The following is an 18,652-nucleotide window of genomic DNA, read 5'->3' on the forward strand; positions in this document are numbered from 1 at the left end:
GCGATCGTGCTCTCCGGCATATCCTTGGCGATCGTGCCGGACTTCGTTTCCGGTCTTCTGCTGCTGATCGTGTTCGGCCTGTGGCTGAACTGGTTTCCGATATCGGGCGTCGCCCCGGACGGTTCAGGCTTCTGGACCAGCAGCTACCATCTGATCCTGCCCGCGCTGCCGCTCGTGCTCAATCTTCTCGGCTACATAGCGCGAATGACCCGTGCCGGCGTGATCGAGGCTGTCAATGCCGACTATACGCGTTCTGCGGTCCTGAAGGGCCTCACCCGGCACGAGATCATCTTCCGCCACGTACTGCGCAATGCGCTGACGCCGACGATCGCGGTGATTGCCACGCAGAGCGGCTTCCTGCTCGGTGGCCTCATCGTCATCGAGGCGCTGTTCGGCATCCAGGGCCTCGGCAATCTCGTTTTGACAGCTGCCAAGGCACGGGACTTCCCGACCCTGGAAGCCGGTGTCCTGGTCATCGCCGCGATCTTTGTGGTGTCGGCCACCATCGGCGATCTGATCCAGATGCTGCTTGATCCCCGACAGCGGCGCAGGGCGGCAACATGACCGATCTCGTCCACGCTCCGGCGCCAGACACCGCCGCGCTCAAAACCAGCTTCCTGTCCAGGCTGCGCAGCATACTTCCGGCACCGTCCATGCTGGTCGGCGGTGCCATCCTGCTGTTCTGGATAGCGTGCGCGGTGTTCGGGCACCTGTTCGTGCCGTTCGACCCCTACGCTGAAGACTTCCTTGCCATGCTCGCGCCACCGGATGCCGTCCACTGGTTAGGAACCGACACACTGGGTCGCGACATCCTGTCCCGTATCGTGGTCGGTTCGCGCGATATCCTGCTGGTCGCGCCGCTCGCCACCTTGGCCGGCGTCACAGCCGGCAGCTTCATCGGGCTTGTACTCGGCTACTTCAACGGCTGGGTGGATGCCATCGGCGCGAGGCTGCTCGATGCCCTGATGGCGTTTCCTTTCATCGTGCTGGTCACCATGACACTGGTCGCACTAGGCCCGTCGAACCTGACGGTCATCCTGGTGATTGGCATCGCATACGCCCCCCTCGTCGCGCGCACCGTACGGACGGCCGTGCGGCAGGAGCGCGAACGCGACTATGTCAGTGCCGCACGACTGGCGGGAGAAAGCTCGGCCGGCATCATGCTGTTCGAGATCCTGCCGAATGTGCGCGAGACGATCCTGGTCGAACTGATCACAAGGCTCGGCTATGCTTTCTTTTCCATCGCCACGCTGAGTTTCCTGGGTCTCGGGATCCAGCCGCCATCGGCGGACTGGGGGGTGGCCATCGCGGAGGGATATGGGTTCCTCACCGGCGGCAAGTGGTGGATTGTCGTCTTCAATTCCGGCGCGATCATTTCGCTGGTGATGGCCGCCAACCTGATCGCGCAGGGAGTGGGTGCGTTCGAGCCCGACAAGGACTAACGAGACTTCCGCCGCCTCAGACGGGCATCCGCCGCGGGTCGCCGCCAAAATCCACCGCACAAGCCTGAATATGTTGCCAGAGGCGGGTTGCTACGGGCCCATGCGGGCGATCGCGGCGACGCGCGGCGACGAGGTCGATATCGACGCCGGGAAAATGCTCGCCGGCGATCGAAAGGAGACGCCCGCTTCGCAACTCGTCCTCGATCATGAAGCGCGGCAGATGCCCCCAGGCCATGCCGCGCAGGATGATCTCCTTCTTCATCAGATGATCGCCCACCGTGCATTGCGGAGCGCCCTCGACGACATAATAATTCGCCCTTTGAGCCGCACGAGCAGTGTCGCGGATGATGCATTGGGTGAACCCTCGCATCTGTTCCGGAGTGACCGAAGCCGAAAGCGAAAACGGCAGAAAACCCGGAGCAACCACCGGTATGAATGACACTTTGCCAAGGTCGATCCATTCCAGCCGTGGATCGGTCTTTTCGACCCAGTGCAGGATGAGGTCCGCCTCGTCTTCGAAAAGCCGCTCCCAGGGCCCGCTGATGGTTTCGAAATGAAGATCGAGCCTGGTGTTCGGGCGATCTGTGAAAAAGCCGCTCAGCAGTTCCAGTCCGTCATGCAATGGACAGGTGTCGCCGATGACGACACGCAGATGCGTCTCCTCGCCCATCGCCAGCTGCCGTGCATGCAGCTTCAGCGTTTCCATCTCGGAAAGCAGCGACTGCGCCTTGCGATGAAATGAGCGGCCTGCATCGGTGAGTACCACCCGATAACCAGTACGATCGAGCAGAGCGACCTGGAGATTGTCCTCCAGCTTGGCGACGGCGGCAAACACCGCAGCATGGGAGCGGTTCAACACCAACGCGGCTCCCTGGAATCCACCTTCGCGGACCACTGCGTCGAAGCATTGGACTTCCTGGAGCGTGAATGAATTCATTGTAGGTTTTGCTTACAAAGAAATCTAAATCTTTTCAATATTTATCGAAACAAGTTCGCACTACCTTCGCATCATTCCCGATTGAGGCCGGCAAGGATGCCGCCCGATACACAGAAAGGTGCCGTCATGAACTCCGCTCTCCGAGCCAATCTGAACGCGGAAGAACCGACCAGCCTTTCGTTCTTCACGACCGGCGACGGTGTGAGGATCGCCCACAGGATCGATGGCACTGCCGATCTTCCAGTTCTCATCCTTGCCAACTCCATCGCCACAACCCTGCACATGTGGGACGGCCAGATCGCCGAACTGTCACAGCACTTCCAGGTCATCCGCTACGACTATCGCGGCCACGGCGGCTCCGAGGTGCCCGCCGGAGCCTATTCGGATGGCCGGCTTGGCCGCGATGTACTGGAATTGATGGACCATCTCGGCATCGAGCACGCCCATTTCATGGGACTGTCCCTCGGCGGCTTCGTTGGCCAGTGGCTGGCCATCCACGCCCCGGAGCGCATCGACCGGCTGGTGCTTGCCAACACCGCTTCCCATATCGGGCCGGCTGACCATTTCGACACTGCCATCCGCAAGGTTCTCGCGGCGGTGGACATGAAGGAGACCGCCGAAGGCTTCCTTCACAACTGGTTCCCCGCGGCGATGATCGAGGACAACGGCCCGGCCATCCGGAAATTCCGCCAGGACCTGCTGGAGACGCCTCGCCAGGGACTGGCAGGGCTTTTTGCCGCGGTACGCGATGCCGATCTGCGCCGTACCATTGCCTTGATCCAAAGCCCCACTCTGGTCATCGGTGGCCAGTTTGACACCGTGACCTCCTATGTCATGAGCGAAGCCATTGCAGCCGGCATTCCCGGCGCGCGGCTGAAGGGCTTTCCCGCAGTGCACCTGACCAATGTCGAATTTCCGAAGGAATTCGTCGAAGAAGTGCTGGCGTTCCTGAAGTCGGATCAGGCGTGACCACTTCGTTCAGCGACACGGCGCGGCGATCCAGCCGCGCCCAAGCTCATCGGGCGCCGGCAACCTGACCCCTGGTCTCCAGGGTAACGAAGCCTCGTCCTTATCACATCCAGGAACAGCTCGACCTTCCGGGACCGGTGACGCTTCTGCGGGAACACCGCATAAATCCCGCCTGTCGGCAGCGCCCAGTCGGGCAGGACGTGGATGAGGCGCCCGAGAGCGACATCCTCGGCTACCTGGTAATCCGGGAGCACCGCGAGCCCGCCACCGGCCATGACGGCTGTGCGGACCGCACTTGTCGTCGATATCGAAAGACGGTGGTCGAACCGCACCTGCTGAACCTTCTGATCGGGGCTGGTGAAAGACCAGTTCTCGGGCCTCTCAGGATAGACAGCTCGATGAAGGGCCAGTCCGCCAGATGCTGGGGGCGCTGCACGCGGGCAAGGCGATCCGACCATGACGGCGGCGCCACAAGCCATTGCGCAAAGGAACCGAGCAACGCTGCCGTATGGCTGCTGTCGCGAGGCCAGCCCAGACGGATGGCAACGTCTATTCCCTCTCCCACCAGATCGACGATCTGATCCGACGCGATCAGGTCGACCTTCAGGCTGGGAAACTGGTTGATCAGCGAGACGAGGACCGGGGTCACCACGGTTGCACCGAAATCCACCGAAGTGGTCACGCGCAACAGCCCGCGAATGTCGAGGTTCTCCCGGTCCAGAGCCGTAACGGCTTCATCGACCTGGCGCAGGATTGCCGTGCACGCCTCGAAGAACTGCCGGCCGGCAACCGTCAGGCCGAAGTGGCGTGGATTGCGCAGCAGAAGTGCTGCCCCGACCTCGGCTTCGAGCCGTGACAGGTGTGTGCTGATGACGGACTTGGCCAGCCCGGTGCGCCGCGCCGCCTCCGACAGCGATCCTGCCTCGACCACAGAAACGAAGATCGAGAGGCGGTTGAGATTGATGTTGCGGACGTTGGTCATTCGTTCGCTTTGGTAGAACACTAAGTGCGAAGCGTCACGACTTTTATCGCTTTGACAGCAACCATATTGTTCGACGCCATCACGATCGGAGCAGCCATGCAGAACACCACCCCGAATGCCGTCCTTCAGGCCTATATCGATGGCTCCGGAGAGCTCGATCGCGCCAAGCTGGCGGGCTGTTTCCATCCCAACGCGATCATGACGGGTTATCTGCTCGGCAATGCCGTGATCGGCACACCCGAACTCTATCTCGACGACATTGAGAGAATGGCATCGCAGGGCGTTTCGAACGAAGGTTATCAGGCCCGTATCGAGGGCCTGACCATTCAGGGTTCCGTTGCCACCGCCACCGTCGTGATGTCAGGCCTTGCCGGGCTCAACTTCAACGACTTCATGCATCTCGTCGAAGAAGACGGCCGCTGGAGCATCATCAGCAAGCTCTTCACCACCCTCTGAACCTGCTCGAGCGCGGCAACCGCGCCGATCGCTGTCTCTTTCAAAAAGCCCGGGAACCAGACATGAACATCAAGACCGATCCCACTATCGACTGGGCCGCACGGGACGCCCGCGTCGTCCATCATCCGCATGGCGATGCAACCGACCCGGAGCGTTTCGTGCTGGTACGAGGCAAGGGATCGACGCTGTGGGACGTGGACGGGCGCGAGTACATCGACGCTCATGCCGGCGCCTGGCTGACCCAGGTCGGCCATGGTCGTGAGGAACTGGCAAGGATCGCCGCTGAGCAGATGTCGACGCTCGCGCATTTCACGATCATGGGCGACTACGCCAACATCCCGACAATCGAATTCTGCGAAAGGCTGATCGCACGCGCTCCGAAAAACATGGCCAAGGTTCGCCTGATGAGCAGCGGCTCGGAAGCGGATGACGAAGCGCTGCAGCTCGTGCGGCTCTATCACCACAAGCGCGGCCAGCCAAAACGCAGCAAGATCCTGGTACTGCGTGGCTCGTTCCATGGCCGGACCTATGGCGGCGCGGAACTTGCCGGCGGACGTCCGGGCATCGGTGACGTGCCGAACAACGCGATCATGCTGACACCACCCTTGTCATACCATGCCGAGCTTTTCGGCGGCGAGGACGTGACCGACTTCTGCGTTCGCGAGCTGGAACAGACGATCGCGCGCGTCGGCGCCGACAACATCGCCGCCATGTTCGGCGAGCTGGTGATGGGACCGGCCGGAATGATCCCGGTTCCCGACGACTACTGGCCGCGCATGGTCGCGGTGCTCAAGTCGCACGGCATCCTTTTCGTTGCCGATGAGGTGGTGACCGCCTTTGGTCGCGCCGGCGCCTGGTACGCGGCGCTGGACTACAATCTTACGCCCGACATCATCGTTCTGGCCAAGGGCATTGCGAGCGGCTACGTGCCGCTGGGCGCGCTTCTCCTCGACGGCAATCTCGCCGATGTTCTCGACGGTGCCGGCGGCGGCGGCTCTTATGCCGGGCACCTGATGGCCTCGGCCATCGGGTCGGCCAATATCGACATCATCGAGCGGGAAAACCTGCTCGAAGCGTCCCGGCTGCGCGGCAAGCAGTTCCTCGACGAACTCGGCGAGCTGATCAACCTGCCAATCGTCGGCGACGTGCGCGGGCGCGGCCTGATGATCGGTGTCGAGCTGGTGTCCGACAAGGCGACACGTCAGTCGCTGTTCGACACGTTCCCCAGGCTGAAGAAAGAGATACCGCTCTTCACGCGCAGGAAGCATGGCGTCATCACGGCTATCCATGGCGGCGCCGTGGCTTTGACCCCGCCACTGGTCATCACGCCACAGGAAGTCAGCAAGGTTGCCGATGCGGTGGGGGACGTCCTGGCGCGGGTCAACATCCACACAGGACAGATCGACTAACCCTCGAAACAGAAGAAGCCGCCGGCACTCCTCGGGAGCCCCGGCGGCTTCTTCGCTCCGATCTAGCCGACCGCCAGTGCGGTGACCTCGCGCCGGAACGGCAGCGCATCGCCGATATCCGGCTCATCCATTTCGCGGGCGAAGCGGTGGCCAGCATAGGTTGCCCAGGCGATAGGCCCAGGTGCTTCGGCATCGCCAAACACCTTGATCGAACGGATGCCGTTGTCCGCCCATTCGGCTCGACGCTCCTTCAGTTCGTTCCACAGGCCGTCATTTTGCAGGCGCGACGTCACCAGCACCACCGCGTCGGCAGCGAAGTCGCGCTCGGCTCCGGTATAGGCGCATGCCGTGGCGACGCCGCCGGCCATCACCCGCGTCACCACGCGATTGAGAACGATCTCGACACCCAGCTCAGCCAGGCGCCTGTGAATAGCGCCCTGCTCCAGCGTGTTGCGGGTCCAGTCGGATACGTAGGCCGATGGTGTAACCAGCGTGACCTTTGCGCCTTGCTTCGCCATCAGCTCCGCCAACACGCCACCCATGTAGTAGTGGTCGTCGTCGAACAGCACGACGTTGCCACCCGGCACCTTGCCATCCATCAGATCGTCCGGGGTGTGGATCGGCATGGCCGGGTCCATCGGCATCGGCACGACATGGGCTCGCGCCACGCCGTCGCGCCGCCAGGCCGCGCCGGTGGCGATCGCGACATTCTCGAAGCCGAAGGCAAGAATGTCATCGGCGGAGAGCCGGCTGTCGAAATAGACATCGACATTCGGCATCTGGCCGAGCTGGTACTGGCGATAATCGCGCACGCGCCCCCAGGCCGAGAGGCCCGGCAAGCGGCATTCGCGCGCAACGCGGCCGCCAAGCTCCGTACCTGCTTCGGCAAGGGCCACCTGATAGCCGCGCGCGCCGAGCGCGCGGGCCGCCTCCAGCCCGGCGGGGCCAGCGCCGACGATCAGCACTGTTTCGCTGGCGCCTTTCGCCTGCATGCGCTCCGGATGCCATCCCTTGCGCCATTCCTCCATGAAGGTGGGGTTCTGCGTACAACGCGAGATCGACATGGTCATGTCGCCGGTGATGCAGATGTTGCAGCCTATGCATTCGCGGATATCTTCGATGCGGCCCTCCTCCACCTTCTTCGGCAGGAAGGGATCGGCGATCGACGGCCGGGCACAGCCGATGAAGTCGAGCGTGCCGGACTTGATCATCTTCACCATCACATCCGGCGAGGTGAAGCGCCCCACCCCGACGACCGGCCGGGAGGTGAGTTTCCTGATGCCGGCCACCAGGCTTTCCTGCGCGGCTTCCTCCTTGAAGCGCGATGGGCCGGAACAATCCTCCCAGGCGCCGTGGGCCAGGTCCCAGAGATCGGGCAGGTCGGCATGCATCTCGATCATGTCGCGGACTTCGGAATTGGCGAAGCCGAGCTCGCCGATCATCTCGTCCAGCGAAAGGCGCAGCGTCAGCCCGCAAGTGTCGCCGATGGCATCGCGCCCTTCCTCGATCAGCTCGCGCATGAGGCGCGAACGGTTTTCCAGCGAGCCGCCATATTCATCGGTGCGCTGGTTGGTGGCGGTGGAGAGGAAATGCTGGATGATACCGAAACCGTGCGCCCCATAGAGGCAGACAAGATCGAAGCCGGCCAGCTTGGCGCGCTTGAAGGCATTGCGGTGCCAGCGCCGCAGGTCGCGTATGTCCTGCTTGTCCATGGCTCGCGCCTGCACCGGATCGTTGGTGAAGGTGCGGATCGGCAAGGCCGTCGGCCCGCGCGGTACCTCACGCGTGTAGAGGTTCGGCCCGTTGATGCCGGAATAGGCGAGCTGGATACCTGCCAGCGCGCCATGCGAGCGCATCGCGGCGGCCATTTTCGCCAGTGCCGGAATATCCTGGTCTTCCCACAGCCTCAGCTCGATGAAAGGCGTGATTTCCGAGGTGTGGTGCATCTCGGTCTGTTCGGTGAAGATGACGCCCCAGCCGCCTTCCGATTTCGTGCGCCGCATCTCGGCCGCCGCTGAAGGATCGCGATAGCCACCGCCGTTGCAATGCGGAACCTGGTAGAAACGGTTCTTGGCGGTGACCGGGCCGATCTTCATCGGTTCGAACAGAATGTCGTAGCGGGGATCGCGCATGAACTCTCCTCCGGTGGCTGGCATCGGGCGCTGGCAATGTTGCCGCCTATTCATAGGAGGACGGCGGCGACACAAAACTAGAGTTTTCTTCCGTGCCGCTTAGGAGCCGCCTAATGGACGGAGCCTGCACAGAACGGCAAAGCCGATGCAGGACAAAAGCAAATGCGAATTCAATGACCCGGCATGCGGATGCTAGAAAGCCGCTATGAATGGTGAGGCGTGCGGATGAACAGCATCGAAATCCTGGACCGGCTGATCGCCTTCCCGACGGTGAGCCGCGATTCCAACCTGGCGCTGATCCGTTACGTCGCCGATCTGCTGGAAGCAAAAGGCATCCCGTGCCAGCTCATCCATAACCACGACGGGCACAAGGCCAATCTTTTCGCAACGATCGGTCCGACCGACCAGCCCGGCGTCATGCTGTCAGGGCATACCGACGTCGTGCCTGTCGATGGACAGGACTGGACCCTGCCGCCTTTCGAGATGTCGAGGCTTGACGGCAAGCTGTTTGGACGCGGTGCCGCAGACATGAAAGGCTTCGTCGCCTGCGCGGTCGCCGCGGCGCTGAAGGCAGCGGAACGCCCCTTGCGCACGCCGCTGCATCTGGCCTTGTCCTATGACGAGGAGATCGGCTGCCTCGGCGTCCGCAGCCTGGTGGAGATGCTGGGCACGGCTCCCCGCAAGCCGTTGCTGTGCATCGTCGGTGAACCGACATCGATGCAGGTCGCCACCGGCCACAAGGGCAAGGTTGCCGCACGCGCGCTCTGCAAGGGGCGCGAAGGCCATTCGGCACTTGCACCACTGGCGCTCAACGCTATTCACCTCGGCTGCGACTTCATTGGCGCACTGCGCAGTGAACAGGACCGTTTGGCGCGGGATGGCGCCCGTGACGGCGACTACGACATCCCCTACACCACCGTCCATGCCGGCAAGATCAACGGCGGCGTGGCGCTGAACATCGTGCCGAACCTGTGCCAGGTCGACTTCGAGATCCGCAACGTCGCCGCCGACAATCCGGATATCATCCTCGATCGCCTGCGCGACGAGGCTGCCCGCATCGCCACCGCGGCCGCCGGTATCGCACCGGAAGCGGCCATCGACATCGAAATCACCAACACCTATCCGGGTCTCGATACACCGGCCAATTCAGAAGTCGTGGCCTTCGTGAAATCGCTGACCGGCGCCAACGGCACCATCAAGGTGGCCTTCGGCACGGAAGGCGGTCTGTTCAGCCGCGATGTCGGCACGCCCACGGTGGTCTGCGGCCCAGGCTCGATGGCACAGGGGCACAAACCTGACGAGTTCGTCACGGTCGAGCAGATGCATCGCTGCGACGACATGCTGGAGAAGCTTCTGGACCGACTGGTCGAGGGCGTGTCAACGAGTCGATAAATCGATCTATCCCACGACCCGCTCGGTTCCGAACACGCCCTGCTCGACCACGAAGCGGCGGCAATGCAGGATGAACGCCTGCACGGTCTGCGTGCGATGCTCGGCATTGGGCATGGCGATGCCCATGGTCAGCGGGCGGATATCGCCCCCCAGCGGCACGAACACCAGCGGCTTGCCGTCGGGAGACAATGTGTTGAGCGGCCGCATGTTGGCGATGCCATAACCGAAACCGTTGGCCACCATAGAGCGCATGACGGCGATGTCGCCGGTGCGCTCGGCGATATAGGGCCGAAGTCCTTTTTGCTGGAAAACGGACAGGAAATATTCGCGGCTGAACGGCAGGTCGAGCAGCACCATCGGCTGGTCGACCAGTTCTTCCGGCGATATCAAGTCCCGGCCAGCCAGCGCGTGTCCCGGTGGCAGCATGACATAGGCCGGCAATTGCATCACCGGTTCGAAAGCGACGTCTTGCGACAATTCGAGATCGTAGGTAAGCGCGGCATCGATCTCTCCCCGCTGCAGCATCTCCAGCAACTGGCCCTGGTTACGCTCGAACTGCCGGACGCGCACGTCGGGATAACTCTCCTCGAACCTTCGACGGAGCGCCGGCAGGATGATCTGCGCGAAGGTCAGCAGGCAACCGATCGCCAGCGGCCCGCGCACCTTTTCGGCGATATCGCCCGCCACATCGTGCAAGGCATCGGCATCGGCGAGGAGACGCGCCGCTTCCTTCAGGAACACACGGCCGCCAGCAGTGAGAGACAGGCCGTGGGAGTGCTTGCGGACAAAAAGCTGGACACCGAATTCCGTTTCCAGCTGGGCAATGGAAGCCGAAATCGACGGCGGCGAAACGTTCACCTGTTCGGCCGCCTTGGCGATGGACCCCGCCTCGCCCACGGCAACGAAATATTCCAGCTGTCTGAGCGTAAAACGAAGTGGCATGCCGGCTATGTTGCCAGTTTCGGTGCGCTGATCAAGGCGTTCGCGCTTTTCAATATTTGATCCACGTCGTCTTCAGCGCCGTGTATTTGTCCAGCGCATGCAACGACAGGTCGCGGCCAAAACCCGACTGCTTGAAACCGCCGAACGGCGTCATCGGGCTCAGCGCATCGACGGTGTTGACCGAAACCGTGCCGGCATGGAGACGCTCGGATATACGATGCGCACGCGAGAGGCTGTCGGTCCACAGCGAGGCGGCAAGGCCATAGACGCTGTCATTGGCAATACGGATGGCCTCTTCTTCGTCATCGAAGGCGATGATCGACAGGACTGGCCCGAATATCTCCTCGCGAGCAATGGTGTCTTGTGGCGACACATCATCGAAGATCGTCGGCTGGACGAAACTGCCACGGCCATTGACGGTGACCTGATCGCCGCCAATGACCAGCCGCGCCGTCTTCTTGCCGGCCTCGACGAACCGCATGACATTGGCCGCGTGGCGCGCATCGACCAAAGCCCCCATCTTGGAAGCCGGGTCCAGCGGGTCGCCGGGCTGGGTTGCCGCGGCGCGCGCAGCCAGCTTCTCGACCATGGCGTCCTTGACGCCGCGCTGCACCAGCAGGCGCGAATTGGCCGAGCAGACTTCGCCCTGATTGAAGAATATGCCGAAGGCCGCCATGTCGGCCGCCGCATCGAGATTGGCGCAGTCGGCGAAGACCAGGTTCGGGCTCTTGCCGCCCGTTTCCAGCCACACCTGCTTCATGTTGGATTGGCCGGAATACTGCAGGAACATCTTGCCCACCGCCGTCGAGCCGGTGAAGGCGAGACAGTCGACGTCCATGTGCCTGCCCAGCGCCTGGCCGGCAGTCTCGCCGAGCCCCGGAACGACATTGAGCACGCCGGCCGGCAAACCGGCCTCCATGGCGAGTTCAGCCAGCCGCAGCGCTGAAAACGGCGACTGTTCGGCCGGCTTCAGCACGACCGAATTTCCGGCAGCCAATGCCGGCGCGCATTTCCAGGTCGCCATGTCGAGCGGGAAATTCCATGGCACCACCGCGCCGACGACGCCGAGCGGCTCGCGCCGGACCAGAACCAGATCGCCGGAGCCCGTCGGGGCAACTTCATCATAGAGCTTGTCGATCGCCTCCGCATACCACTGGAAAATGCCGGCGGAACCCGGCACGTCGATGGTAGCGGCATCGGCGACCAGTTTGCCCATGTCGAGCGATTCCAGCAGGGCTAGTTCCTGCAAATTCTCGCGCAGCAACTGTGCCAGGCGCAGCAGCACTTCCTTGCGATGAGCCGGCGACGACCGGGACCAGCTGCCCGACTGGAAGGCACGCCTGGCCGAGGCGACGGCACGGTCCACGTCTTCCTCCCCGCATGACGCCACCTCGGCCAGCGTCTCTCCCGTCGCCGGATTGATGCTTGCGAAAGTGCGGCCGGAGCGCGCGGCGACGAACTTGCCGTCGATGAAAGCCTTGTCGCGAAAGCGGATGGCGGCCGCCCTGTCGATCCAGTCCTTGTGGCTGAGTTCGCTCATGACGGCTCCTGCTTGTTTGGATCTGCTGCGCTGTTATTCGTCGCCCGGCACGCCGTAGCTCGGCGCATCCGATGGATTAATGGCGCGGGTGACATAGGCGTCGAGCTGGGACTTGTAGATGTCCCAGAGCCTGGCCAGTTCCTCGATCGGACATTGTTCCGTCCAGTCGCAGCGCAGGTCCGCCACCGGCCAGGCAACGTCCCGCACGAGCTTCATGCCGGCGGAGTGAACGGGACCAGCTTCGCCGCCGGCCTTCAGCGCGGCCCGCATCGTTGCGATGATGCGGTCACCGAGATGCCCTTCGGAGGCCAGGAAGGCATCGACCATCGCCTGCGGCACGCCGTCATTGGCGAGCAGATTGCCGCCGCAGGCGACGTTCTCGCCGCGCGCCTCGGCCCAGATGCCGAGGGCTTTCGGCCCTGAATGAATGGCGCTGATCCCGGCACCGTCAACCGCCAGCAGCTGCCGGTATTCCATGTAGGCACCGTTGCGCTTCAGGATCGCGACAGCCTCTGCCGCCGATGCACCGCGCGCCATCAGGTCGAGCGCCCGGGTTCCCAGCGTCGGGTCGGTGATGTTCTGGCTGGCGACCGCACCGACACCTGCCTGCGCATAGGCGCAGCGTGCCGCAACCGCCGGCGAGGACGACGAGACGGCGACGCCGAACATGCCCGTGCTGCTGCAGCGCGCGACGATGGAGAAGGTCATGACCTGCCCCTCAGTCCGGAATGACGGCAGTGCCGTCGATCTCGACCAGCCATTCGGGGCGGGCAAGTGCGGTCACCACCAGTCCGGTCGAAACCGGATGCACACCCTTGATGTATTCGCCCATGGTCCTGTAGACCGCTTCGCGATGGCGGACATCGGTGATGTAGACCACCACCTTCACCAGATGTTCCATCTTGCCACCGCACTCCTCGATGAGCTGCCGGATGTTCTGCATAACCTTGTGGGTCTGCTCGACCGGATCGTGGCTGTCGAGGTTCTTGGCCGTGTCCAGGTCCTGCGGACACTGCCCGCGCAGGAAGATCATGGTGCCGCGCGCCACCACCGCCTGGCAGAGGTCATTGTCGAGCTTCTGCTCGGGATAGGTATCCTTGGTGTTGAATTTGCGAACCCGGGTATGCGCCATGCTGGTCTCCATCAGATCGGACTGAAGGCTCGCGCCGTGCGACGGCCGGCCCATGCCCGGAATTATCGTTCGGATTTTCGTCAGGCGCGCTGAGCGCCGAAAGAACAGTCTTTCTCATTGCTGATAAGGCCCCGCCTAATCAGCGATGAACGACGGGCCACCAAGCGGTCGGACCGCCTAGGCGTCCTCGGTCTGGCGCTGGGCGGCAGCGTGATAGGCCAGATATTTCCGCCGCGTGGAAATGCGATCGGCAAGATGCTTGGCATCGTGCCAGACCCCCCAGATGAAGCTGGAGCCCCTGCGCGACTGCCAGGGCAAGCCGAGGAAATAGATATCGGGTTCGCTCGACACGCCGCGCTGATGCTTCGGCCTCCCCTTCTCGTCGAAGGCACCCACTTTCAGCCAGTTGTAGTCGACGGAATAGCCGGTGGCCCAGATGATCGAGGTTATGCCCGCGTCTGCCAGGTTCATTTGCAGAATGGGATCGGTCATGCAGGCCGGATCGGGATCGAGCCTGCGCGCCTCGGGCTCGTCCGGAAGGTCGAGACCGTTGGCGAGAGCGTAGGCGTCGGCCTCATCCATCAGTGCGTGATGGTTGGCGTCGCCGCGCGCGACGTTTTCGACAAGGTCCGGCGCGAAACGCATGACGCCGTTCGCATAGCTTTCGGTGCGGCCGACCAGCGTCATTCCGCGTGCTGCCAGGCGACGGAAATCGATCGTCTCGCCGCCACGGGCACCGCTCACCGCGATGGTGACATGCTCGGTTCCCGGCCCGGGGGTTTCGGCGTCCCATTTGTTCAGGACCCCCAGCCACCAGCAGAAGTCATAGCCGCGGTAACTGCGGAATGGGCGGTCATGCGGCCCGACCGAAAGATAGACCTGCTTTCCCGTGCGTGCGAGTTCGTCGGCGATCTGCACACCGGAAGATCCGGCTCCGACCACCAGCACGGCGCCTTCGGGCAGTTGTTGTGGATTGTGGTAGCTGTTGGAATGCATCTGCATGAGACCGGCACTGTCCGGCACGATCTTCGGAATGATCGGATGCTGGAAAGCCCCGGTGGCGGCCACCACGCTGTTGGCCTCGATCACGCCAGCCGAGGTTTCGACACGAAAACCCGGGCGCCCGACAAGCCGACGCACGTCCTTGACCTCGACGCCGCAGCGGATCGGCGCGCCGATCATCTTGGCATAGGCGACGAAGTAGTCCGCGACCTGCTCCTTGCCGACAAAGCCGTCCGGATGAATGCCGGGGAACTCCATGCCCGGAAAACGGTCATGCCAGGCCGGTCCGTTGGCAACCAGCGAATCCCAGCGTTCGGAACGCCAGCGTTCGGCGATACGGTGCCGCTCGAGAACGAGGTGAGGCACGCCGCACTTGCTCAGGTTTTCGCTCATGGCCACCCCGGCCTGGCCAGCACCAACGACAAGCGTGTCTATTTTTTCGACCGACATTTCAGCGCCCTTCTCTGGGCCTCCGGGATTCCTGCAAGCGCAGCGGAGGTCTGACTGCCGGTTTACTGGAGGGGTCGGATCACGAAAATTACGATTTCACGTGGCAGTGGTTAGCCTGTCCCTAAATACCCGGCCGAAGCGAACGGCTTCAGCCGGGAGACCGGGCAAGTCACGAAATCACAGCGTAAAAATCAGAGATAGAGGCTCTTCGCCGCCTTGGACGACAGTAGCTCACGGGCCGGGCCTTCCTGCGCGACGCGGCCCTTGACCAGCACATAGCCGCGATCGGCGATGCCAAGACCCATCTCGGCATTCTGCTCGATAAGCAGGATGGTGGTGCCGCGCCGGTGCACTTCGCTGGTGATCTCGAAATACTCATCGATCAGCTTCGGTGACAGCCCGAGCGACGGCTCGTCCATGATGACCAGCTTCGGTTCGCCGATAAGAGCGCGGGCGAGTGCGACCATGGCCTGCTCGCCGCCCGACAAGGTGCCGGCCGCCTGGCGCAGCCTCTCGCGGATGCGCGGAAACAGGTCGCACATCTTGTCGAGCTGCGGCTGGAAATTCGGCCCGCGGCCGGAAACGGCGTCATAACCGAGGCGCAGATTCTCCTGCACGGTCAGGCTCGGGAAGAGCCGCCGCCCTTCCGGCACCAGCCCGACACCAAGCGCGGCCAGGTTCTCGGTACCGAGCGAGGCCATGTCTCGGCCCATGACGTCGACCTTGCCGCGCAGCGCGCGCACGACGCCGCAAACGGTCATAAAAGTGGTTGTCTTGCCGGCGCCGTTCGGTCCCAGCAGACAGACCAGTTCGCCGGGCTGCACCTTGATGCTCAGGCCGCGCAGCATCGGCACCGGGCCGTAGGCGGTGTCGACATCGTTCAACTCAAGCATGGGCGGCGGCCTTTCCAAGATAGGCTTCCTGCACACGCGGATCGGACTTCACTGTCGCGAAATCGCCCTGTGCGATCTTGCTGCCATAGTCGACGCACATGACATGATCGGGGAACGCTTCGACCACGCGCATGTCGTGCTCGATCAGGATCACCGAAAGCTCGGTGCGCTCTGTCCGCAGGCGGCGGATATCGGCAATCAGCGCGTCGGTCTCGACCTCGTCCATGCCGACGGAAGGCTCGTCGAGCAGCAGCAGCTTCGGCTCGGAGGCAAGCGCGCGGGCGATTTCGAGCCTGCGCCGGTCGGCCTGCGCCAGGGTGCCGGCAGGCCGATGGCGCTGTTCGAAAAGGTCGCCGGAACTGGCCTTCAGCAGAAGTTCGGCCTTTTCGACGCATGCCGCCATTTCGCGTCGCGATGCACCGGGCAGGAACAGCGCGCCCAGCACTCCGGTCCTGGTGCGCGTGTGCATGCCGATGATGACGTTGTCGAGCACACTGAGATCCGAAAACAGCCGCGACGTCTGGAAGGTGCGGCCGATGCCACGCGCCACCACCTCATGCGATGGATGGCCGGTGATGTCGGCACCATCGAAGCGCACTTGTCCCGACGTCGGCCGGTAGACGCCGGTGACGACGTTGAACAGCGTGGACTTGCCCGCGCCGTTCGGTCCGATGACGGCCAGCACCTCGCCGCGGCCGATCGAGAAGCTGACCGCATTCAGCGCCACCAGACCGCCAAAGCGCATCGTCGCGTCATTGACTTCCAGCAACGCGCTCATCGGCTCTCTCCATAGCTGCGGATACGCTGCGGGAAGAGCCCCTGCGGACGGATCATCAGGAAGGCGATGATGACGATGCCGAAGAAGAGCAGCCTGTAGTCGGAGAAGGCACGCAGTTTCTCAGGCAGGATGGTGAGCAGGAAGGCGCCGACGATGACACCGAAGATGTTGTCCATGCCGCCGACGATCACCATCGTCATGATCGTGACGGACACCAGGAAGGTGAAGTTGTCGGGCGAAATGTAGGAGACGTAGAAGGCGTAGATGGTGCCGGCGAAAGCCGCCAGGAACGCGTCGACCGCGAAAGCCAGCACCTTGAACCAGGCGACATTGATGCCCTGCGCGCGCGCCGCGATCTCGTCGGCGCGCAGCGCATTCCAGGCCAGTCCGATGCGGGAGGAATGCAGGCGGTGCGCTGTGATGATCGCCACCACCACCAGCAAGGCGGAGAGATAGTAGAAATTGGCCTGGCTCGGCAGCTTCCAGCCGAACACGACCAGCGGGCTGGCGAAGGAATGACCGAACAGCGACGGCGCCGGAATACCGACCAGTCCGTTCGGACCGCCGGTCCAGTTGAAGTTGTTCAGAAGCTGCTGCACGACCACGCCGAAGGCTATGGTGACCAGCGCGAGATAGGTGTCGCGTGTGCGCATCGACGGAATGCCGATGAGGAAGCCGAACAGCGTGGCGGCAATCGCGGCGGCCGGCAGGGTCAGCCAGAAGCTCAGCCCAAAGTTGATGGCCAGCAGAGCCGAGACATAGGCGCCGATACCGTAAGAGGCACCCGTCGCGAAGTTCGGGATGTTGGCACTGCCCAGCTGGAAGTTGAGCGCCAACGCCAGAACCGCATAAAGCTGCGCGACGATGAGCAGATGCAGCACATAGGTGTTGTTGCCGACAGCAAACGGAAACAAGAGCACAACAGCGACAGCAGTCGCCAGCGCCACGATCGGCACGCGCGAGAAACTTGCCGTGACGACATCGGTGATCTGCGGCCGTTTCTCGATCAGGTAGAAACCTGCCCCCAGCAGCGCCAGAAGGCCGATCACCTGCCAGCCACCTTCCGCTTTCAGGATGAGATAGAGGAAGGCGGCACCCAGGACCCTGGATGCCAACGGCCACGGCGGCTGCGCGACCAAAGCCGAGCGTTTCGGAAGACATGCGCGCGCCCATGCTACACCTTCACCATGACAGGGCGGCCGAGCAGTCCTTCCGGGCGGAAAAGCAGAACGCCAATGACCAGCAGGAAGACGAAGACGAGCCGGTAGGAAGCTCCGTCCGGCACGAAGGTCTGTGCCAGCACCTCGATGCCGGCGATGATCAGACCGCCAAGGATGGCACCGGGCATCGAACCGAGACCACCAATGACCGCGGCGGAAAAGCCGAGCAGGCCGGCCATGACACCGAAGTCGAAACGCGTCACGCCGGCATAGCTGGCGAAGAGCAGCCCGGCGATCGCACCGATCGCCGAGGCAACGAAGAACGTCGCCCGGAAGACACGCGTGTCGCGAATGCCCATCATGCGCGCCACGATGCGGTCTTCGGACGCCGCCCGGATGCGCAGGCCCAGCGGCGTCAGGCGCAGGAAGGCAAAAAGCAGCACAACCAGCGCAAGCGTCAACGCCACCACAAGCAGCGTGAACCAGCCGACCTGGACGCCGGCAATCTCAAATGAAACTCCGGAAACGAGACGCGGAAATGCATGCGGGTTGGAGCCTTGCGGATAAAGATGACGGATCAGTTCGCGAATGACGATGCCGAGCGCAACGGTGGCCACCAGCGCCATCATCGCCGGGGCGTCCCTGAAGCGGCGGATCACCACCTTGTCCAAAATGATGCCGATGAGACCGACAGCGAACACGGCGATACACGCAGCAACGATCAGCCAGACCGGACCGGATACGCCGATCGCGATCGCCAGGGCCTGCGCAGCGGCCAGTGTGATGAACGGCGACGTCATCGCGACGTCGCCATGCGAGAAATGGATGACGTTGAGGACGCCGAAGATCAGGCTGAAGCCGATAGCCAGCAATGCATAGATGCACCCGAGCGTTATCCAGTTCACCAGTTGCTGGACCAGCAGCTCCGCCATATCGCTCCTCTCCAGAGCGGTTCCGTTTTCTAACGGACACGCTCTAACCCTTTGTTTTTATGAAATTCCGGACGGAGAACCGTTACACACTTTTCCTGGAATTG

The 18,652-nt window shown here is 63.0% G+C and carries 19 protein-coding genes; 6 read left to right on the forward strand and 13 right to left on the reverse strand.

Translation table 11 applies throughout. The features are described from left to right. Positions 1-6: 6 nt before the first annotated feature. Positions 7-564, forward strand: coding sequence for an ABC transporter permease (locus ACFJIU_RS17485; protein WP_379061904.1), 558 nt, complete (start codon positions 7-9; stop codon positions 562-564). Continuing rightward, complete coding sequence (locus ACFJIU_RS17490; RefSeq protein ID WP_379061906.1) at positions 561-1,442, forward strand: ABC transporter permease; 882 nt, start codon at positions 561-563, stop codon at positions 1,440-1,442. Before ACFJIU_RS17485 ends, ACFJIU_RS17490 begins: the two co-directional genes overlap by 4 nt. A 16-nt stretch (positions 1,443-1,458) precedes the next feature. On the opposite strand, the gene ACFJIU_RS17495 is transcribed toward ACFJIU_RS17490, so the two are convergent. Then, positions 1,459-2,379, reverse strand: a complete 921-nt coding sequence (locus tag ACFJIU_RS17495) for a LysR family transcriptional regulator (protein WP_379061909.1) — start codon at positions 2,377-2,379, stop codon at positions 1,459-1,461. A 126-nt stretch (positions 2,380-2,505) separates the two neighbouring features. Here ACFJIU_RS17495 and ACFJIU_RS17500 point away from each other — a divergent pair, with 126 nt between their 5' ends. Then, positions 2,506-3,348, forward strand: a complete 843-nt coding sequence (locus ACFJIU_RS17500; protein WP_379061911.1) for an alpha/beta fold hydrolase — start codon at positions 2,506-2,508, stop codon at positions 3,346-3,348. Here ACFJIU_RS17500 and ACFJIU_RS17505 read toward each other — a convergent pair. Together ACFJIU_RS17505 and ACFJIU_RS17510 are read right to left on the reverse strand one after the other, a co-directional pair. Beyond that, the gene (locus ACFJIU_RS17505) at positions 3,339-3,680 is read right to left on the reverse strand and encodes a LysR substrate-binding domain-containing protein (RefSeq protein WP_379061913.1); all 342 of its coding nucleotides are present in this window, start codon (positions 3,678-3,680) and stop codon (positions 3,339-3,341) included. The two genes, ACFJIU_RS17500 and ACFJIU_RS17505, sit on opposite strands and share 10 nt — an antisense overlap. Next, positions 3,581-4,330 carry a LysR family transcriptional regulator gene (locus ACFJIU_RS17510; RefSeq protein ID WP_379061915.1) on the reverse strand — a complete coding sequence of 250 codons (750 nt, stop codon included), beginning with the start codon at positions 4,328-4,330 and terminating at the stop codon, positions 3,581-3,583. Before ACFJIU_RS17510 ends, ACFJIU_RS17505 begins: the two co-directional genes overlap by 100 nt. 96 nt (positions 4,331-4,426) lie before the next feature. Between ACFJIU_RS17510 and ACFJIU_RS17515 the strand changes: the two genes are divergently transcribed. Both ACFJIU_RS17515 and ACFJIU_RS17520 read left to right on the forward strand, forming a co-directional pair. Next, a complete protein-coding gene (locus ACFJIU_RS17515) occupies positions 4,427-4,786 on the forward strand; it encodes a nuclear transport factor 2 family protein (protein ID WP_379061917.1) in 360 nt (119 codons plus the stop codon). Between the two features lie 62 nt (positions 4,787-4,848). After that, the gene (locus tag ACFJIU_RS17520) at positions 4,849-6,195 is read left to right on the forward strand and encodes an aspartate aminotransferase family protein (protein WP_379061919.1); all 1,347 of its coding nucleotides are present in this window, start codon (positions 4,849-4,851) and stop codon (positions 6,193-6,195) included. A 62-nt stretch (positions 6,196-6,257) separates the two neighbouring features. Here ACFJIU_RS17520 and ACFJIU_RS17525 read toward each other — a convergent pair whose 3' ends face one another. After that, positions 6,258-8,327: an NAD(P)-binding protein gene (locus ACFJIU_RS17525; protein ID WP_379061921.1), complete on the reverse strand. Its 2,070-nt coding sequence runs from the start codon at positions 8,325-8,327 to the stop codon at positions 6,258-6,260. Positions 8,328-8,552: 225 nt separating this feature from the next. On the opposite strand from ACFJIU_RS17525, the gene argE reads away from it, so the two are divergent. Then, a complete protein-coding gene (gene argE, locus ACFJIU_RS17530) occupies positions 8,553-9,719 on the forward strand; it encodes an acetylornithine deacetylase (RefSeq protein WP_379061924.1) in 1,167 nt (388 codons plus the stop codon). A 6-nt stretch (positions 9,720-9,725) separates the two neighbouring features. Here the strand turns inward: argE and ACFJIU_RS17535 are convergent, their stop codons facing one another. The 9 genes from ACFJIU_RS17535 to ACFJIU_RS17575 form a co-directional block, all read right to left on the reverse strand. Next, on the reverse strand, positions 9,726-10,661 hold the full coding sequence (locus ACFJIU_RS17535) for a LysR family transcriptional regulator (RefSeq protein ID WP_379061926.1): 936 nt from the start codon (positions 10,659-10,661) through the stop codon (positions 9,726-9,728). Positions 10,662-10,710: 49 nt separating this feature from the next. After that, positions 10,711-12,201 carry an aldehyde dehydrogenase gene (locus ACFJIU_RS17540; protein WP_379061928.1) on the reverse strand — a complete coding sequence of 497 codons (1,491 nt, stop codon included), beginning with the start codon at positions 12,199-12,201 and terminating at the stop codon, positions 10,711-10,713. Between the two features lie 33 nt (positions 12,202-12,234). Next, the gene (locus tag ACFJIU_RS17545; protein ID WP_379061930.1) at positions 12,235-12,909 is read right to left on the reverse strand and encodes a DUF1028 domain-containing protein; all 675 of its coding nucleotides are present in this window, start codon (positions 12,907-12,909) and stop codon (positions 12,235-12,237) included. 10 nt (positions 12,910-12,919) lie between these two features. Further along, a complete protein-coding gene (locus tag ACFJIU_RS17550; protein WP_101935965.1) occupies positions 12,920-13,333 on the reverse strand; it encodes a RidA family protein in 414 nt (137 codons plus the stop codon). A 177-nt stretch (positions 13,334-13,510) separates the two neighbouring features. Beyond that, a complete protein-coding gene (locus ACFJIU_RS17555) occupies positions 13,511-14,785 on the reverse strand; it encodes a flavin-containing monooxygenase (RefSeq protein WP_379061933.1) in 1,275 nt (424 codons plus the stop codon). A gap of 191 nt (positions 14,786-14,976) precedes the next feature. Next, on the reverse strand, positions 14,977-15,678 hold the full coding sequence (locus tag ACFJIU_RS17560) for an ABC transporter ATP-binding protein (protein WP_379061935.1): 702 nt from the start codon (positions 15,676-15,678) through the stop codon (positions 14,977-14,979). Further along, a complete protein-coding gene (locus ACFJIU_RS17565; protein WP_379061937.1) occupies positions 15,671-16,456 on the reverse strand; it encodes an ABC transporter ATP-binding protein in 786 nt (261 codons plus the stop codon). Before ACFJIU_RS17565 ends, ACFJIU_RS17560 begins: the two co-directional genes overlap by 8 nt. Then, positions 16,453-17,571: a branched-chain amino acid ABC transporter permease gene (locus tag ACFJIU_RS17570; RefSeq protein ID WP_379061939.1), complete on the reverse strand. Its 1,119-nt coding sequence runs from the start codon at positions 17,569-17,571 to the stop codon at positions 16,453-16,455. Before ACFJIU_RS17570 ends, ACFJIU_RS17565 begins: the two co-directional genes overlap by 4 nt. A gap of 59 nt (positions 17,572-17,630) precedes the next feature. After that, a complete protein-coding gene (locus ACFJIU_RS17575; protein ID WP_379061941.1) occupies positions 17,631-18,548 on the reverse strand; it encodes a branched-chain amino acid ABC transporter permease in 918 nt (305 codons plus the stop codon). Positions 18,549-18,652 lie beyond the last annotated feature (104 nt).

The sequence above is a fragment of the Mesorhizobium sp. UC74_2 genome (assembly GCF_042701485.1).
Classification (GTDB): Bacteria; Pseudomonadota; Alphaproteobacteria; order Rhizobiales; family Rhizobiaceae; genus Mesorhizobium.

Coding starts and splice junctions, on each gene's coding strand:
- ACFJIU_RS17525 (WP_379061921.1), bottom strand. CDS start 8,327: ATGCGCGATCCCCGCTACGACATTCTGTTCGAACCGATGAAGATCGGC.
- ACFJIU_RS17515 (WP_379061917.1), top strand. CDS start 4,427: ATGCAGAACACCACCCCGAATGCCGTCCTTCAGGCCTATATCGATGGC.
- ACFJIU_RS17490 (WP_379061906.1), top strand. CDS start 561: ATGACCGATCTCGTCCACGCTCCGGCGCCAGACACCGCCGCGCTCAAA.
- ACFJIU_RS17565 (WP_379061937.1), bottom strand. CDS start 16,456: ATGAGCGCGTTGCTGGAAGTCAATGACGCGACGATGCGCTTTGGCGGT.
- ACFJIU_RS17495 (WP_379061909.1), bottom strand. CDS start 2,379: ATGAATTCATTCACGCTCCAGGAAGTCCAATGCTTCGACGCAGTGGTC.
- ACFJIU_RS17520 (WP_379061919.1), top strand. CDS start 4,849: ATGAACATCAAGACCGATCCCACTATCGACTGGGCCGCACGGGACGCC.
- ACFJIU_RS17535 (WP_379061926.1), bottom strand. CDS start 10,661: ATGCCACTTCGTTTTACGCTCAGACAGCTGGAATATTTCGTTGCCGTG.
- ACFJIU_RS17555 (WP_379061933.1), bottom strand. CDS start 14,785: ATGTCGGTCGAAAAAATAGACACGCTTGTCGTTGGTGCTGGCCAGGCC.
- ACFJIU_RS17550 (WP_101935965.1), bottom strand. CDS start 13,333: ATGGCGCATACCCGGGTTCGCAAATTCAACACCAAGGATACCTATCCC.
- ACFJIU_RS17540 (WP_379061928.1), bottom strand. CDS start 12,201: ATGAGCGAACTCAGCCACAAGGACTGGATCGACAGGGCGGCCGCCATC.
- ACFJIU_RS17545 (WP_379061930.1), bottom strand. CDS start 12,909: ATGACCTTCTCCATCGTCGCGCGCTGCAGCAGCACGGGCATGTTCGGC.
- ACFJIU_RS17560 (WP_379061935.1), bottom strand. CDS start 15,678: ATGCTTGAGTTGAACGATGTCGACACCGCCTACGGCCCGGTGCCGATG.
- argE (WP_379061924.1), top strand. CDS start 8,553: ATGAACAGCATCGAAATCCTGGACCGGCTGATCGCCTTCCCGACGGTG.
- ACFJIU_RS17500 (WP_379061911.1), top strand. CDS start 2,506: ATGAACTCCGCTCTCCGAGCCAATCTGAACGCGGAAGAACCGACCAGC.
- ACFJIU_RS17575 (WP_379061941.1), bottom strand. CDS start 18,548: ATGGCGGAGCTGCTGGTCCAGCAACTGGTGAACTGGATAACGCTCGGG.
- ACFJIU_RS17510 (WP_379061915.1), bottom strand. CDS start 4,330: ATGACCAACGTCCGCAACATCAATCTCAACCGCCTCTCGATCTTCGTT.